Origin of the sequence: Nocardia rhamnosiphila NBRC 108938 (assembly GCF_000720425.1) — a bacterium.
GTDB lineage: Bacteria > Actinomycetota > Actinomycetes > Mycobacteriales > Mycobacteriaceae > Nocardia > Nocardia rhamnosiphila.
Genome location: NZ_JOAJ01000001.1, coordinates 402339 through 418245, shown reverse-complemented (window position 1 = coordinate 418245; position 15907 = coordinate 402339). Strand labels below are relative to the sequence as shown.

The 15907-nt window shown below is 67.5% G+C and carries 13 protein-coding genes and 1 pseudogene; 6 read left to right on the top strand and 8 right to left on the bottom strand.

Annotated elements, in window-relative coordinates:
- The first annotated feature begins 19 nt into the window (after positions 1-19).
- Positions 20-1309 carry a Fic family protein gene (locus tag IG75_RS0102040; protein WP_030519397.1) on the top strand — a complete coding sequence of 430 codons (1290 nt, stop codon included), beginning with the start codon at positions 20-22 and terminating at the stop codon, positions 1307-1309.
- A 319-nt stretch (positions 1310-1628) separates the two neighbouring features.
- Here IG75_RS0102040 and IG75_RS0102035 read toward each other — a convergent pair whose 3' ends face one another.
- Positions 1629-2486, bottom strand: a complete 858-nt coding sequence (locus IG75_RS0102035) for a class I SAM-dependent methyltransferase (RefSeq protein WP_030519396.1) — start codon at positions 2484-2486, stop codon at positions 1629-1631.
- 195 nt (positions 2487-2681) lie between these two features.
- The gene (locus tag IG75_RS0102030) at positions 2682-3326 is read right to left on the bottom strand and encodes a TetR/AcrR family transcriptional regulator (RefSeq protein ID WP_030519395.1); all 645 of its coding nucleotides are present in this window, start codon (positions 3324-3326) and stop codon (positions 2682-2684) included.
- An 86-nt stretch (positions 3327-3412) separates the two neighbouring features.
- On the opposite strand from IG75_RS0102030, the gene IG75_RS0102025 reads away from it, so the two are divergent.
- From IG75_RS0102025 to IG75_RS0102015, 3 genes are all read left to right on the top strand, one after another.
- The gene (locus tag IG75_RS0102025) at positions 3413-4549 is read left to right on the top strand and encodes an epoxide hydrolase family protein (protein ID WP_030519394.1); all 1137 of its coding nucleotides are present in this window, start codon (positions 3413-3415) and stop codon (positions 4547-4549) included.
- Between the two features lie 569 nt (positions 4550-5118).
- The gene (locus IG75_RS0102020) at positions 5119-5898 is read left to right on the top strand and encodes an enoyl-CoA hydratase-related protein (RefSeq protein ID WP_030519393.1); all 780 of its coding nucleotides are present in this window, start codon (positions 5119-5121) and stop codon (positions 5896-5898) included.
- Positions 5899-6171: 273 nt separating this feature from the next.
- Complete coding sequence (locus tag IG75_RS0102015) at positions 6172-6984, top strand: TetR/AcrR family transcriptional regulator C-terminal domain-containing protein (protein WP_030519392.1); 813 nt, start codon at positions 6172-6174, stop codon at positions 6982-6984.
- Positions 6985-7122: 138 nt separating this feature from the next.
- On the opposite strand, the gene IG75_RS0102010 is transcribed toward IG75_RS0102015, so the two are convergent.
- The 3 genes from IG75_RS0102010 to IG75_RS0102000 all read right to left on the bottom strand — a co-directional run bounded on the left by IG75_RS0102010 (position 7123) and on the right by IG75_RS0102000 (position 9983).
- A complete protein-coding gene (locus IG75_RS0102010; protein WP_030519391.1) occupies positions 7123-7893 on the bottom strand; it encodes an SDR family NAD(P)-dependent oxidoreductase in 771 nt (256 codons plus the stop codon).
- Between the two features lie 66 nt (positions 7894-7959).
- Entirely contained in the window at positions 7960-8721 is a 762-nt protein-coding gene (locus IG75_RS0102005; RefSeq protein ID WP_030519390.1) for a crotonase/enoyl-CoA hydratase family protein, read from the bottom strand.
- A gap of 80 nt (positions 8722-8801) precedes the next feature.
- Positions 8802-9983 (bottom strand): thiolase family protein, encoded by a 1182-nt coding sequence (locus tag IG75_RS0102000; protein ID WP_030519389.1) that lies wholly within the window; start codon positions 9981-9983, stop codon positions 8802-8804.
- 434 nt (positions 9984-10417) lie between these two features.
- Here IG75_RS0102000 and IG75_RS0101995 point away from each other — a divergent pair, with 434 nt between their 5' ends.
- Together IG75_RS0101995 and IG75_RS40060 are read left to right on the top strand one after the other, a co-directional pair.
- The gene (locus IG75_RS0101995) at positions 10418-11638 is read left to right on the top strand and encodes a CaiB/BaiF CoA transferase family protein (protein ID WP_030519388.1); all 1221 of its coding nucleotides are present in this window, start codon (positions 10418-10420) and stop codon (positions 11636-11638) included.
- Positions 11639-11666: 28 nt separating this feature from the next.
- Positions 11667-11972: pseudogene (locus IG75_RS40060) on the top strand (long-chain fatty acid--CoA ligase); the annotation flags it as partial.
- 47 nt (positions 11973-12019) lie between these two features.
- On the opposite strand, the gene IG75_RS0101990 reads toward IG75_RS40060, so the two are convergent.
- The 3 genes from IG75_RS0101990 to IG75_RS0101975 form a co-directional block, all read right to left on the bottom strand.
- Complete coding sequence (locus IG75_RS0101990) at positions 12020-12640, bottom strand: cysteine hydrolase family protein (RefSeq protein WP_030519387.1); 621 nt, start codon at positions 12638-12640, stop codon at positions 12020-12022.
- 26 nt (positions 12641-12666) lie between these two features.
- Positions 12667-13677 (bottom strand): aromatic ring-hydroxylating oxygenase subunit alpha, encoded by a 1011-nt coding sequence (locus IG75_RS0101985; RefSeq protein WP_030519386.1) that lies wholly within the window; start codon positions 13675-13677, stop codon positions 12667-12669.
- Between the two features lie 554 nt (positions 13678-14231).
- Positions 14232-15857 carry a thiolase C-terminal domain-containing protein gene (locus IG75_RS0101975; RefSeq protein ID WP_030519385.1) on the bottom strand — a complete coding sequence of 542 codons (1626 nt, stop codon included), beginning with the start codon at positions 15855-15857 and terminating at the stop codon, positions 14232-14234.
- Positions 15858-15907: the final 50 nt, after the last annotated feature.

Genomic DNA, 15907 nt, shown 5'->3' with positions numbered 1-15907 from the left:
TAAACGGTGAGGAGCGTCCGTGGCGAAGTACGTGGACCGGTTGTGGCAGCCGTCGGACGAGGGCCTGCTCGCACGTAGGGACCGGCAGGCCGGAACTTACCGGGCCTACGTCCCCGACCCGCTGGGGGTCGACCTACCGCAGATCGGACCCCGCGCCCAGCAGGCCGCCGAAGACACGTTGGCGGTGCTGGCCCGGGCCGATGAACGCATCGGCCCCCGGGGCACCTACCTCAATCACCTGCTGATCCGATCCGAGTCGATCTCCTCATCCTGGATCGAAGGCAATCGCATCACCCCCAAAAAACTCGCCATCGCCGAATTGCTGCAATCGGGCACCCGCACCGCCCTGGACGTGGTGGCCACCGTGCACGCCACCGAGCAGGCCATCGATTCCCTGGCCGACCGATCCAAACCCATCACGACACAGGACATCGTGGACCTGCAGCACACCATCGAACCCCGGATACCTGCCGGCCTGCGGACCGAACAGAACTGGGTGGGCGGGCCCGGCTGGAGTCCGCTGCGGGCCGACTTCGTACCCCCACCCGAGTCCGAGGTCCCCGCCCTGGTCGCCGACGTGGCCGCATTCCTGACCGCCACCCACGGCAACCCGGTCGTGCGAGCCGCGATCGCCCACGCACAGTTCGAGACGATCCACCCGTTCATCGACGGCAACGGACGCACCGGCCGCGCCCTCATCCACACCGTACTGCGGCGCTGCGACGCCCTGCGGCACACCCTGATCCCGATCAGCACCGTGTTCGCCGCCCGCACCGATGCCTACCTGGCAGGCCTGACCTCCTACCGCGATATGAAACCGCACACCGACGAGTGGGTCATCGGATTCGCCCAGGCCGCCGAGCAAGCAGCACAGACCGGAGTGCGGCTGGCCCAGGACGCCGCCGCACTCGACGAGCAACTCCTGCAACGCCTGGTCGAGTACCGTCGCGGACAGGGCACCAGCCCCGCCCTACCCCGCCGGGACGCAGTCGCCATGAAGATCCTGGCCGACCTGTCCACCCACCCCGTACTCACCACCGAATCGGCCGCCACCCGGTATGGCGTCTCGACCGTCGCAGCCCACCGTGCCCTCGCCGAGCTTTCCGACGCCGGAATACTCGCCCGCTCGAAGAACCACAAAGGCAAAATCATGTGCTACACCGCCGACGCCCACCTCGCCCTTACCGCCCTCGCCGAGCGCGCGAACAGGGTCGGGTCCGGCGACACCGACCATCGGCGGCCCGACCAGGGACCACCGGTCCCCGACCCGGACCACCTCGGCCGACTCCGCCCCGATCCGCCAGAATGACACCGAGCTCGGTCAACGCCCGCACTGCAACCGGTGCGGCACCCGACAGCGAAGGCGACTTCGGCGGTGGTGGAGTGGTGCAGACGCTGCCGCGGCCGGGGTGACAGCCCCGCCGATGCCCGCCGGGAACTACCAGCGCACACCGGATCCGACGCGGTGACCGGCACCGCCTCGGGGCCGGAACAGAGCGCGACGTCCGACCGCGATGACATCGGCGGGCGGACCGGTCACGGCGCAGGTCGGCCGCGGTCGTCCCGGCCCGACGCTCCCGCGCCTGGACACTCATCTCGTAGCGACTGCCACCGCGCGGCCGCAATCCTCAGCGGCTCGCGCGCAGTATGCGGTTTGCGCGCAGTGCGCGGGGCGGTTCACCCCCGAATGCCGCGGATCCGTCGAGGTATCCGGCGACGAGATCGGGAGCGGAGTGGTCTTCGAGGTCGGTGAAGCCGAGGGCGCGCAACTGTGCGGCGAGATCGTCGGGTGCGAAGTAGCTGCGCACGGGTTCACCGGCGGCGGCCAGCCGATCGGCACGTACCCGCTGATACGCACGGTCCTCCTCGCCGACCGCAGGCTGCAGGTAGTCGAAGATCACCTCGACCCACCGGGCTTGGCCGGCAATGTATTCGAGGGTGGCATGGGCGGCGTCCGGGGTCAGATAGAACACGACGCCGAGCCACACGAAGACGGCCGGGTCCGTCCGTTCGAATCCGCTGGATTCCAGTTCTGTTGCCAGAGTATTTATTTCGAAGTCGACCGAGACGAAGGTCACCGTTTCAGGACGGTCGATTCCGGCTGCAGTGAGACGTTCACGCTTCCACGCTTGGGTGGCGGGATGGTCGACTTCGAAAACGCGCAAGTCCGGGCTCGGATTGCGATAGGCGAAAGTATCCAGGCCCGCGCCGAGGATCACGACCTGCCGCACACCAGTGGCGACGGCCGCGGCCACGGCGTCCTCGGCGAAGCGGGCGCGGGCGGCGAAGAACAGGCGGCGGGACCGATCGCTGACCGCGAGACCGAGGGAGTCGGTCGTGCCCGATTCGGTCAATTCCTCTGCGGTGACACCGAGCAGACGCGCTGCCAAAGGGTCGGGGAAGATCGGCGGGTGGTCAGCGATCTGATGATAGGCGCGGGCATACGCGGTGATGAGCGCAGTCCGGCTGGGTCCGTCGTGATCCATAGTAAAGAACCTAGGTGAGTCGACACCGAACACCTGGCGCGCATGTCGCCACGAACCGGGTTGCAGGGCATCCTGTGAGATGTCGACCGCATCGATCTCCTTATAGGGATGGCGCTCACGGTCGTCCTTGTCGTCCCGGCCCGGGTGGCGTCGAACACTGGGGTGCCCACAATCGCCGGTCCCCGCGGGGCCGGATCAGCGGCGCTGCCAGCGCCAGGCGAATTCGTTCGGCGCCGGAGGTGGGCCGGGAAGATCGCCGTCGGCGGACAGCCCGGCAACCAGTATCGCCAGGATTCGCCGACGTAACTGCGCGGTGCGTTCCGGATCCGGCAAGGTGATCGCCGCACACGATTCGAGAACCAGCCCGATGTCGTATGCGGTGACGTCCGCGCGAAGCCGGCCGCGGGCGTGCGCGCGCCGTACCAGTTCCGCGGTGACCTCGGCGGAATGTTCGACCTCGGGGAGTATCGACTCGTCCGGGGTGAAGGTGCCTGCCAGGTGCACGGTCAGCGAGTGCACATCGGTGTCGACGATTCGCCGCAGGAACCCGACGAGTCCGTCCCATCCATCCGAAGCCTCCAGTGCCGCATCGGCTTCCGCGTTATAGCTCCGCAGTCCCTCGTGACAGAGGGTGCGCAACAGCGCCTCCTTGCTCGGATAGCGGCGATACAGCGCGCTGATTCCCACTCCCGCACGTTCGGCGACGGCGGCGATCGGCGCGGTGGCGTCGGCGAGGAAAACCGCGCGGGCGGCCTCCAGAATAACCCCGTCGTTGTGGGCGGCCTGCGCCTTTCGCCCGGGTAGCCCCTTGCGTGCTGAGTATTCGGATGTCTTCGGCATGGCCCCAGACTACCACTTGAAACGGAATAGTCCGTTCTGTTAGATTCTGATCAGAACGAAGCATTCCGTTTCAATAGGAGGACACCGTGACCGCCGTTCGCCCCTTCCACATCGACATCCCCCAGACCCGGCTCGACGACCTGGCCGACCGGCTGCGTCGCGCGATCTGGCCGAACGAGTTGCGCGGCGTGGCCGATTCCTATGGTGTGCCGAACGACCGGGTGCGCGGGCTGGCCGAATACTGGCTGGAGCGATTCGACTGGCGTGCGCTGGAGGCGAAGCTGAACGCCTACCCACAGTTCGTCACCGAGATCGACGGCGAAGACATCCACTTCCTGCACATCGAGTCCTCGCGGGCGGATGCCCTTCCGGTGATCCTCAGCCACGGCTGGCCTGGCTCGATCCTGGAATATCTCGATGTGATCGCGCCGCTCACCGAGCCGGAATCGGTGGAAGAACCCGCCTTCCACCTGGTCATTCCCTCTCTGCCGGGGTTCGGGTTCTCCGGGCCGACCCGCAGTACCGGATGGGGTTGCCGCCGCACCGCCCGGGCGTGGGTGGAGCTGATGAGCCGACTGGGTTACGAGCGCTACGGCGCCATCGGCAACGACGGCGGCTCGATGATCTCCCCCGAGATCGGCCGAATCGACCCCGAGCGCGTCGTGGGAGTTCATGTGACCCAGCTTTTTTCGTTCCCGACGGATGATCCGTCGCAGTTCGAGGGAATGTCGGAGGCGGACCTGGCGGCACTGGCACATCTGCAGTGGTTCCATGAGAACAAGATGGCGTTCAACACCCTGCACAGCCAGCAGCCGCAGACCCTCGCCTTCGCGCTCAGCGACTCCCCACTCGGCCTACTCGGCTGGAACGCGCAGTTGTTCGGCGAAAGCCTCGACAAGGACTTCGTCATCGGCAATGTGGCGTTGTACTGGCTGACCGGCACCGGCGGTTCGTCCATCCGGTTCTACTACGAAGACGCGCACTCCGCGCAACAGCCGACCGGCCCGACCACCACACCGACCGCGCTGGCGATGTTCAAGGGCGACTTCCAATCGATCCGCCGATTCGCCGAACGCGATCACAGCAATATCGTCAGCTGGAACGCCTACGACATCGGCACAGCCCGAGGCGGCGCCAACGACGCCGCCGGCCACTACGCGGCACATGAGGCGCCTGCGGTACTCGTCGCCGATATCCAGAAATTTTTCGCCGGGATCAGCTGAGCTGTCCTCACCCCTGCCCTGCCCGCACACCGGCTCCGGAGCGCGGGTCGGCAGCCCGGGGGCCTTGCGCACGCCGCGTGTCGTCGACGCGCACGTAGTTACCGAGTGCGTGGCCCGAAGGGACGGCCGTCCGGGGCGCTCCGGTCATAGGATCGCTGATGACGACTCAGGGGCAGTACAGCCGGCACCACCCTGGGCAGCCGGAGCGCCCCCCTAGCTACTGGAGGCCCGTGCGGGCGGGTGGACGGCGCGCGTCTGTGGGTGTGTCGAACGCCTGCCGGGATCTCCGGAGCTGGGTGATGGCGTGATCGATCCGAGCGTGTTCCCGGGCCGAGAACAGCTGGCGAATCCGCCGGTACCACGCGGCACCTGCCCCGGCGCAGCTTTCGCTATGACCCGATCGCATGCCACCCGACCAGGAATATTCGCCCTGCGAATCGGCACTCCCGCGAGGGCCGCGCGCAGGAAGCCGTACGCCACCGGCTTTTTGCTGTGGCTGTAGCCGGGCGGTTGATTCTGGATCCCCCAGAGCTGTCGTGTCGTTGCCCGAAGAGATCTACGGTGGAGATATGACCGCCTTGGAGCGTCGGCATCTGCTGGTCGTGCGGGACGCCGACACGGTGCGCATCACCATGAACCGGCCGGAGCGGCGCAATGCTCTCTCGGGCGAGTATCTGGCCGAACTGCTTGCCGCATTCCGGGCCGCCGGCGAGACCGACGCCACCGGGATAGTCCTCGGGGCGCACGGTCCGGTGTTCTCCGCAGGACATGATTTCGCCGACGTCGCCGCGCGCGACCTGCTCGGCGTGCGGGAACTGCTCACCCTGTGCACCGAGCTCATGTCGACCATCGAGTCGGTGCCGCAGGTGGTGATCGCCCGGGTGCACGGTCTGGCTACAGCCGCCGGCTGCCAGCTGGTCGCCTCATGCGATCTGGCCGTCGCCGCCGAATCGGCCGGTTTCGCACTTCCCGGCGGCAAGGGCGGCTGGTTCTGTCACACCCCCGCGGTTCCCGTGGCCCGCGCCGTCGGCCGTAAACGCCTAATGGAACTGGCCCTCACCGGCGACCCGATCGATGCCCGCACCGCCGAACAGTGGGGCCTGATCAACCGAGCGGTGCCCGACGCCGAACTGGACACAGCCGTGGGCGAGTTACTCGCCCGCGCCACCCGGGGCAGCCGGGCCAGCAAGGCGCTCGGCAAACGGACTCTCTACAGCCAACTCGACCGCCCCGAAGCAGATGCCTATGTTCTCGCCCTGGAAGTCATGGCCGCCGCCGCTCAACTTCCCGGCGCCCGCGAAGGGATGGCGGCCTTCCTGGCGAAGCGCCCACCCGTCTGGCGCGATTAGCGCTGCCAGAAGAGCTCGAAAGGTGGTTGTCGCGGCGGCGGGTGATCGGTTGGCCGTTCCGCGCGCGCAGCAGTGGACCCGATGCAGGCGCTCCGCACTCCCTCCGCACATCGCCACCCGGAGCGGCGCGGCCCCGAAAACTCGACAGAATACCCTGTGGTAACGTCAACAGTGTCAGTTTCGGCAATATAGCGCACTGCGGAGGCTCTACAGCCTGGGCATATTCTGCAGCACGTCTTGCCGATATCGCACCAGCGAGGAAGTGGGTTCGAGATGGCGAAGCAGGGAACCGCGACGAAGCGCCCGAGACGCGAACGCGGCTCTCTCAACCCCGACGATATCGTCGCGGGCGCGTTCGAACTCGCGGAAGAGATCTCGATCGACAATCTGAGCATGCCGCTGCTGGGCAAGCATCTGGGTGTCGGCGTCACCAGCATCTATTGGTACTTCCGCAAGAAGGAAGAGCTGCTCAATGCCATGACGGACCGGGCACTACGGCAGTATGCCTTCGAGACGCCGTTCATCGAAGCCGGGGACTGGCGCGACACGCTGCGGAAGCACGCGCAGACCATGCGGCAGACCTTCCTCGGTAACCCCATCCTGTGCGATCTGATCCTGATCAGATCGGCGCTGAGCGAGAAGGCGGCACGGCTCGGCGGCAAGCAGACGGAGCGGGTGATCGCCAGCCTCGTCGAGGCGGGGTTCTCACTGGAGAACGCGGTGGAGACGTATTCCCGCGTCCAGTTGCACGTGCACGGTTTCGTTGTGCTGCAACGGCTCTCGGACAAGAATCGGGAGCTCAGCCCCGAGTCCACGGCGTACTACGAGAACGTGATCATCGACCCGGAGACCACTCCGCTGCTGGCCGAGGCCGCCGCCATGGGATACCACTCCGGGGCGCCCGACGACCGGAACTTCGAGCACGGTCTGGATTCCATTCTCGATCACGCCTCCCGGCTGCTCGAGGGCGGTGAGCAGGAGAGGAAGTCTTCGCCGGCCCGACGCGGGAGCCGTCCGACCGCCAAGAAGGCCGCTCCGACAGCCAAGAAGGCCGCCAAGCCGCGTACGCGCGCGGCCGCCGAGTAACTCGCCCGCAGCAGCGCGCCATGGTGTACCGATGGGCACACCGTGGCACGCTGCTCGCCGAGCCGGGCGACCCCCTTCGGCAGGCTCCACTCCGGCACCCGGGCTCGCGTTCGACCCCGGCAGAACGATATCGGCCGCTCAGCGGGGCTGGAAACGCTGCGCGCCGTCGATCCGCACGACCTCCCCGTTCATGTACGGGTTTTCCAGCAGATGCTGGGCCAGATTCGCGTATTCGTCCGGCGTACCCAGCCGTTTCGGGAACGGCACCGTCGACGCGAACTTCGCCAGGCCTTCCTCGCCGATCAGCTCCATGATCGGAGTGCGCATGGTACCGGGGGCGATACTGTTGAGCCGGATCCCGAGCGAGGCGAGGTCGCGGGCGCCGGTGAGCGTCAAGGCGATCACTCCACCTTTGGCCGCCGAGTAGGCCGACTGCCCGATCTGGCCCTCGTACCCCGCGATCGAACTCGTCATCACGATGGCGCCGCGTTCCCCGTTCGGCTTCGGCGCCAGCTTCCCCATCCGCGCCGCGGCCAGCCGCAGCACATTGTAGGTCCCGGTGAGATACAGGCCGATGGTGTCGGTGAAACCCTTCAGCGTGTGCGGGCTACCGTCGCGATTCACCACCTTCTCCAGGACCCCGAAACCGCCGTGGGCGATGACCGAGTACCGCAGTTCACCCAGCTCCGCCGCCGCGTCCAGCGCGGCGTTCACCGCGTCTCCGTCCAGTACGTCGGTCCGTACATAGACAGCCTTGTTGCCCAGCTCGTCGGCCAGCTCCTGCGCTTTCTCGTCGGCGACGTCGGCGATGACGACCGCCGCACCGGCGCCGTGCAGGCGGCGCACGGTGGCGGCACCGAGGCCGCCGGCGCCGCCGGTCACCAGAACGACTTCTCCCTCGAACGACACGGGGTTCTCCTTACTTTTCGTGATCAACAGGTCGGGATCCGGCGTACCGGGCGGGGAACACACCGGTCAGGTGCCGGTCCATTCGGGGGGTCGCTTCTCGGCGAACGCCTTGGCACCCTCTTGCGCGTCCTTCGAACCGAATACCGGCGCGAGCAGCTCCATCTGCTTCTGCCATATCTCGTCCTCGCTCCAATACCGGGACTTGACGAGAATCTCCTTGGTCACCGCGACCGCCAGCGGACCGTTGGCGGTGATCCGGTCGGCGAGCCGCAGGGCTTCGGTCAAAGCTTCACCGGGCTCGGCGAGCGCGTTGACGAAACCCAGCGTCGCGCCCTGGTCCGCAGTGAAGTTCTCTCCGGTGAGGGCCAGCTCGAGCGCCTTCTGATAGGGAATACGCTGCGGCAGGCGAAGCAGACCGCCTCCTCCGGCCACCAGCCCGCGCTTCACCTCGGGAATGCCGAACTGCGCGTTGCGCGAGGCGACCACCAGGTCCGTGGCGAGGACCAGTTCGGTGCCCCCGGCCAGGGCGAACCCCTCCACCGCGGAGATGACAGGCTTGCGCGGCGGCCGTTCGGTGAAACCCATGCCCCGGCCCGGGAGGTACGGATATTCACCGGCCGCGAAGGCCTTCAGATCCATACCGGCGCAGAAATTCCCGCCGCTACCGGTGAGGACGGCGACCGACAGCTCGGCGCTGTCGTCGAGTTCGTCCATGGCATCGGCCAGGCCCTGGCTCACCGCCAAATTCACGGCATTACGCGCGTCCGGTCGATTGATCGTGATCACCAGCGTGCGCCCGCGGCGCTCCACCAGAACTTCGTCCGACACCGGTCACCTACCAACTTTCGTGAATGAACAGGATTGTGTTGCCGGGTGCCCGATGCGCCCGGCATGGCGGTGGCGTGATCTCACACCTCGAGCACCAGAGCACCGCCCATACCGCCACCCGCGCACATAGCGGCGACCCCGATACCGCCGCCGCGGCGGCGCAACTCGTAGACCAGCGTGGTCACCATGCGGGCACCGCTGGCCGAGATCGGGTGTCCGAGACTGCATCCGCTGCCGGAGAAATTCACCCGATCCTCGTCCATCCCGTATTCCCGGCAGGCCGCGATCGGCGTCGAGGCGAAGGCTTCGTTGATCTCCCACAGCGCCACATCCGCCACGCTGATCCCGGCCCGTTCCAGTACTTTGCCGATCACCTGCACTGCGCCCAGGCCGGTGTCCCGGGGTGCCACCCCGACATTCGCCCAGGCACGCACGGTCGCCATCACCTCGAGCCCTTCGGCGTCGGCGTAATCATCGCCGACCAGAGCGACTGCGGCGCCCGCATCGTTGATCCCGCTACTGTTTCCGGCGGTGATCGAGAACCCTTCGATCTCAGGATGCAGCACCGGCAGCGCGGCCAGGCGCTCCAGCGTGGTGTCGCGGCGCGGGTGTTCGTCCACCGCGAAGTCGACCACGGCGCCGTCGGCCTGCGTGACCTTCAACGGGACGATCTCGTCCACGAACTTGCCGGCTTCGATGGCGTCACAGGCACGCTGATGTGAGCGCAATGCCCACGCGTCCATCTCCGCCCGGCTGATACCGACCGCTTTCGCGGTATTCCAGCCCACCGTGACCGACATATCCATGGTCGGGGCATCGGGGGTCTCCGGATGCGACGGCGGGATCCACGGCTCGATGAACTCCATTTCCGGTCCGGAATCCGGTGTGCGCCACTTCATCAGAGGGGCGGTGGACAACGATTGCACACCGCCCGCCACGAGTACCCGCTCCATACCGGAGCGGATATGCGCGGACGCGTTGGCGATCGCGGTGAGACTGCCCGCGCAGTGCCGGTTGACCGCTTGACCCGGGACGCTTTCCATACCGCTGGCCACGGCGGCATGCCGGGCGAGATCACCTCCGCCGTAGTTCAATTCGGCGAAAATCACATCGTCGACCGCGCCCGGGTCGACACCTGCCCGGCGGATCACCTCCGGCAGCACGGTGGTCGCGAGCGTCTCGGTCGGCACGTTCGCCAGCGCGCCCTTGAACGATCGCCCGATCGCCGTTCTGACGGCGCCGACGATGACGGGTTCGGCCATATCCCTCAACCTTCGTTCGAGCCACACGCCGGGAGGAGCGACGTGCCGCATACGAATTTTACAACAGTATTACATACAGTATTGCCGCACAGAACGCCTTCCCGCAGTTCGGCCGGCGGGCCGGCGACCGGCGACGGGGCGACCCGGATCCGCGGCCCAGGAGAACGACCGGGGCCGAAGCGGCGCCTTGACTTCACCGGGCACGCCGGACAGCAACTCTTTCGACACCATCGGACGCCGATACACAGATCACGCAGCGATAGAGCTTGTAGGCGGTGGTGGTGCTGTTCATCGGACTCCTGGCGGCTCGCGGCGGGGCGCCGAGGCGGCCGCACGCCCGTCGTCGATCTCGGAGAATACAATCTTGTGTCACCAACTGTAATTATTACCGTATAGTACTTCAAGGAAGTTGCTCGTTCAGGAAGGGAGCGCCGATGACCGGCCTGCTCAACGGCATCCGGGTGGTCGAACTGGCCTCGTGGACCTATGTACCCAGCGCGGGTGCGGCGTTGGCCGATTGGGGTGCCGACGTGCTCAAGATCGAGGACACCCGCGGGGGCGACCCGTGCCGGAATCTGGTCGTCGGCGGGCTGACCGTCGACGATTCGCCGGTGCAGGCGAGCTTCATGATGGAGATCGGCAATCACGGCAAGCGCAGCATCGGCGTGGATATCAAATCCGAGCTCGGCCGGGAGATCCTGGCGAAACTGCTCGCGCGGGCCGATGTCTTCCTCACCAATTGGCTACCGGGCCCGCTCGAGCGCGCGGGCCTCACCGTCGAGCGCCTGCGCGAGATCAATCCCGCCCTGATCATCGCCCGGGGCAGTGGCCACGGCAGTCGCGGCCCGGAGAAGGACCGTGGCGGCTTCGACGGTGCCAGCTACCTCGCGCGAGCCGGCGTCGCGTACGCGCTGAGCCCGCCGGACACCGAGTATCCGGTGGCCCAGGGACCGGCCTTCGGCGATCTGCAAGGGGGTATCACCCTGGCCGGCGGTGTGACGGCGGCACTGTTCCACCGCGAGCGAACCGGGCACGCGCCGATCGTGGACAGTTCACTGCTCGCCCAGGGTATGTGGGCCGTGGCCCCGGATATCTCGGCCGCCGACTACTACGGTATCGACCGGATTCCCGCCGGTCCGGCGGGTACGGCGCTGAATCCGGCCGTCAACCGCTACCGCACGCGCGACGGCCGCTGGGTGCAGCTGATGTTCCTGCAGACCGACCGTTACTGGAAAGGCTTCTGCGAGCGGATCGGACGGCCCGATCTCGGTACCGACGAACGGTTCGTTCCGCTGGCGAACCTGGTGCTGAACCAGGAAGCGGCCACCAACGAATTGCGCAAGATCTTCGCCGAACGCGACCTGGCCGAATGGCAGCAGGTCCTGGCCGACGAACCGGGCGTCTGGTCGACGATCGCCAGCCCCCAGGAAGTCCTCGACGACCCGCAGGTCACGGCGAACGGCTACCTGATGTCCGTGCATGACGACGCCGGTCACGAGTATCGCACCGTCGCCGCTCCGGTGCAGTTCGACGAGACTCCCGCCGCGCCGACCCGGGCCCCGGCCTACGGCGAGCACACCGAGACGCTCCTGCTGGAACTCGGGATGGACTGGGACGAGATCATCGCCGCCAAGGACGCCGGAGCCATTCTTTGACCGGACACCACTGCGTGGAGGTAGTGCGGTGAGTATCTCGATGTTGCTCGATATGGCGGCCGCCGGGGATCCCGGCCGGGCCGCCCTCGTCTCGGACGATCTCCGTGTCACCACCGCGGAGCTGTCCGATATGGCCGGTGTGGCGGCGGAGTCGATCGCCCGGTCGGGCGCCGGACATGTGGCCTACGTCGGTACCGGGGGAATCATGATGCCTCTGTTGTTGTTCGGGGCGGCACCGGCGGGCCGCGCATTCACCCCGCTCAACTACCGGCTCGGTGCCGCGGCCCTGCGCGAGCTGGGCGAACGGTTGCCGGCGCCACTGGTTATCGTCGACACTACCGATCCCCCGGTCAGTTGCCACCGGCCCGAACCTGTTAGTGGTCAGGCTTTCCAGATCTCGAGGAGATCCCGGGTCCTGGTGACCGTGGCCAGTAGCGACAGGGTGTTGTCGACCATCGCCGCGCCGTATTCCGCCGGCACCCCCGCCACCGCGTCGCGGGGCAGAACCACATCGTAGGCTGCGTTGACCGCGTCCATGACGAGGTTCGGGATGGCCACGTTCAGAGACACGCCCACGGCGACGATCGTCGAAACACCGAGGTTGCGCAGTACCGGATCGAGGTCCGTGCCGCCCATGGGCCCGAGGCCGTGGCCGCGGGTCAGCACCAGATCGGCTGGGTCGGGCCCGAATTCGGGGAGCAGCTGCGCCCCGGCACTGCCCGGTGTCACCGCGACCCCGCGGCGCCCGACCGCGAACAGTCTCGCGTTGCGGTTCGAGCCCAGGCCGTCGGCGCGGCGGGTGACCAGGCAGTGCACCACCCGGACCCCCGCCGCCCGGGCGGCCGGCAGCAGTGCGGCGATATTGGGTAGCGCCTCCCGGCGTGCCTCGTCGGCGAGCGCGGCCAAGCCCGCGTCGGGCCCCACCACCGCGCCCTGGCACTCCTGGGTGACCAGAGCGGTCCGTGACGGGTCGACCAGCTCGCTCAGCGTGCGCTCACCCACGAGCGGTCCTCGACCGTGCCCGGCGTTCATGCCGGGCTTCCTGCTTCAACGGGCGGGACATCGTAGAATTGCTTCGCCCATTTACGCAGCGACAGATAAGGTTTGGCGTCCTTGGGCGACAGCGGCGGATGTTCGACGTACTTCTGATACCGCCAGATGCTCAGGTCCTCCCACACTGTGACCAGGAACTGCCGCTCCACCCGTTCCCGCACCTCGGGCGGCGGGACGTCGGACTCGTCACCCGGTTTCTTGGGCCACCAGATCGAGTAGAACAGATCCGAGCATTCGTCGTCGACGGGTGTGGTCGCGAAGATGAGCCGATGGTTGGACGACCCCTCGAAAGCGCTGATAGAGCCGCCGAGACCGAACATCTGGGCGTGGATCTTCAATGCCATCTTGTCCGGATCGTCACTACGGGCGTCGGGCCAGCCGGTGAGGAACGACCAGGTGTGGCCCTCGGCGCTGTAGTCCAGCATCTGCGGGGTCACGGTGGCGCCGTGGACGTATTCGAAATGCAGACTGTCCGGGCCGTTCTCCAGGACGACCTGCGGATGCACCGGTTCCTGCTCGGTTTTGCGGGAGAATTCGGGGTAGGGGCGGTAGTAGCTGTCCGGACCGCTGCCGAGTTCGGGGAACATCCGCAGGATGTCCGGCATCCCCCACTGCGGTCCCTTCCCTTCGGGATGGTGCCACATGAACACGCAGCCGTTCTGCTCGTTCACCGGGTAGACCCGCAACCGCAGGCCCCGATTGACCCGGTCCTCGCCGGGAATCCTGCGGTTGCGCCCGTCCGGGCCCCACCGCCAGCCGTGGAACGGGCATTCGACGCAGTCGCCGACCACCTTGCCGCCGTGCCCGATATGGGCACCGAGGTGGCGGCAGTGGCCGGTGAGGATATGCAGCTCGCCGGCCTCGTCGCGGTACGCCACGAGGTCTTCGCCGAAGTAGCGCAGGGGACGCGCCTCGCCGAGGGGGAACTCGGCGGACCAGCCGACCATGAACCAGCCGGTGACTTTCCAGGTGAAGGGAACCTTCACTTGACACCTCCGATGTCTACGAGATACTCAGTGCCGAGAGAACGCCGTACCGAACAGGTCGATGAAGTGCGTGGCGGCCCCGGCATTCGAACCATCCACGTGCACGACCGCCGAGGTGGCGCCCCGACGTTCGAGATCAGCGAGCTAACGCGAGGGTCGGCGGCCATGTTCACCGCCAGATCGCAGCCTGCGGAATGGCCCATCAAGAAGATTCCCGCACCACGAGAATTCGCGCCGAGCAGCGCATCGATGGTGCGGTAGGTCATGTCGGCCCGTCGATCCGGTGCGTCGAACGCGCCCCCCGTACGACTCCGACGCATCGTATCCCGGACGGTCCAGGGCCAGCACGGTGAAACCGAGCCGCAACAGTGAAAGCCCCGGCAGACCGGGCAGGTCGAAGTATCGTGCGGTGGTCGCGCCGCCGTGCACGGCGACCACGACCGCCCGCGGCCGGTCCACCTCGGCGCACCGGGCCGACATCGGAATACCGTCGACCTCGACGATCCGTTCGACGACCGCCGCCGGACCCGCGAGCAGGCCCGCCTCTTCGGCCTTCACCGGTCCGCCCGCAACAACAGCACACCACTGGGTGTGAGCCCGCCGCTGCTCGCCACCGCGACCCGGGCATCGGCGACCTGGCGCGGTCCGGCGTCACCGCGCAACTGGACGATCGCCTCATGGATCAACCCCATGCCGTGCGTCCGGCCGTGCGACAGCTGCCCGCCGTGGGTGTTCAGGGGCAGCACACCGTCGCGGGCGATGTTCTTGCCGCCCCGCAGGAAGTCCTTGGCCTCCCCGATTCCGCAGAAGCCGAGCGCCTCGATCCAGGACAGGCAGTTGAAGGTGAAGCCGTCGTAGAGTTCGGCCACATCGACATCGCCGGGCCGCAGGTCGGTCCGCGACCACAGATGCGCCGCTTGGCCCAGTACCTGTGGTTCGTGGGTCGGCGTGCTCTGGTCCCATTCGAGCCGCTCGACGAGCTGTGTGCCCACGGCCTCGACGAGTACCGGCGGCCGCGCGAGGTCGCCCGCCGTCTCCCGGGCCGAGACGATCACCGCGACCGCGCCGTCGCACGGCACATCGCAGTCGTACAGACCGAACGGTGTGGTGATCGGCTGGGCGCCGAGGTAGTCGTCCATGGTGAGCGGGTCGCGATAGACGGCCGTCGGGTTCAGCGCGGCATTGGCGCGCTGGTTGAGCGCGATCCAGCCCAGGGTTTCCCGGTCGGTGCCGTAGCGGTGGAAATGTCGTTGCGCGGTCTGGGCCAGGGTGTGCGCCGCGGAGATCGCGCCGTAGGGCGCCAGCCACGGATCGGCGATACCGGGCGGCGGGTCGATCTTGCCGGCCTCGGCCAGCTCCGCGTAGGTCGATTCCCAGATGGTGCGGAAGCACAGCACATGCCGGGCGAGTCCACCGGCGACCGCGAGCATGGCCGCGATCAGTGAACCACCCGGACCGAAGGTTTCGGTACCGCCGTTGAACCAGGTCGGTCGCAGGCCCAGCGCGCTTTCCACCGCGGTGACACCGCCCTCGGTGAACGGGCCCAGGGCCGCGGCGCCGGGATAGGTGGACAGTCCGTCGATATCGCCGAGTCCCAGCCCGGCGTCGGCGACCGCCGCCCGGCACGCCTCGAGTGTCAAGGCCAGCGGGTCGACCATGAGCCGGCGCCCGATCCGCGACATGCCGATCCCGGTGAGCGCGACCTTGTCCTCGAATTTCTCCTGTTTCGGCATCGGCCGGACGTGCTCGTGCGCCGAGGCGGGCTCGAATTCACCCGGCGGCAGCCCGGCCGGTCCGTCCCCACCGCGGACCGGCCGGAAAAGCGGCAGCCATACCTCGCCGGTCTTTTCGAACACCGCTTCCATCCGCATTCCGAGCCGCAGATCGGCGGGGTCGCATCCGACCGGATTGGTGGTGAGCCGCACACGCGGGTCGTCCTCGAGCGCGACCTGCGCGACGACGTACGGCGGGGGCAGCCCGGGCACGGCGAACCGGTGGTTCACGGTGAAGCCCATGAGCACCGCGTAACCGGAAACCGCCCGCACACCCATCCGGTCCGCTCGGCAGTACCGGCACAACGGCTGCGGCGGGTGGATGAGTGCGGTGCAGGACAGGCATTCCTGGATACGGAGTTTCCCGTCGGCGCCCGAAGTCCAGTAGAACTCGGTCTGCGGGGTCATGGCGGGAGGTCGGCGGATTCCCGTTTCCGGCGCGGTGCCGGATTCACCGG

Bases quoted from the DNA above. Each gene is read 5' to 3' on its own strand.
- IG75_RS0102035 (WP_030519396.1), bottom strand. From the start codon at position 2,486: ATGGATCACGACGGACCCAGCCGGACTGCGCTCATCACCGCGTATGCC.
- IG75_RS0102030 (WP_030519395.1), bottom strand. From the start codon at position 3,326: ATGCCGAAGACATCCGAATACTCAGCACGCAAGGGGCTACCCGGGCGA.
- IG75_RS0102020 (WP_030519393.1), top strand. From the start codon at position 5,119: ATGACCGCCTTGGAGCGTCGGCATCTGCTGGTCGTGCGGGACGCCGAC.
- IG75_RS0102015 (WP_030519392.1), top strand. From the start codon at position 6,172: ATGGCGAAGCAGGGAACCGCGACGAAGCGCCCGAGACGCGAACGCGGC.
- IG75_RS0102000 (WP_030519389.1), bottom strand. From the start codon at position 9,983: ATGGCCGAACCCGTCATCGTCGGCGCCGTCAGAACGGCGATCGGGCGA.
- IG75_RS0101995 (WP_030519388.1), top strand. From the start codon at position 10,418: ATGACCGGCCTGCTCAACGGCATCCGGGTGGTCGAACTGGCCTCGTGG.
- IG75_RS0101975 (WP_030519385.1), bottom strand. From the start codon at position 15,857: ATGACCCCGCAGACCGAGTTCTACTGGACTTCGGGCGCCGACGGGAAA.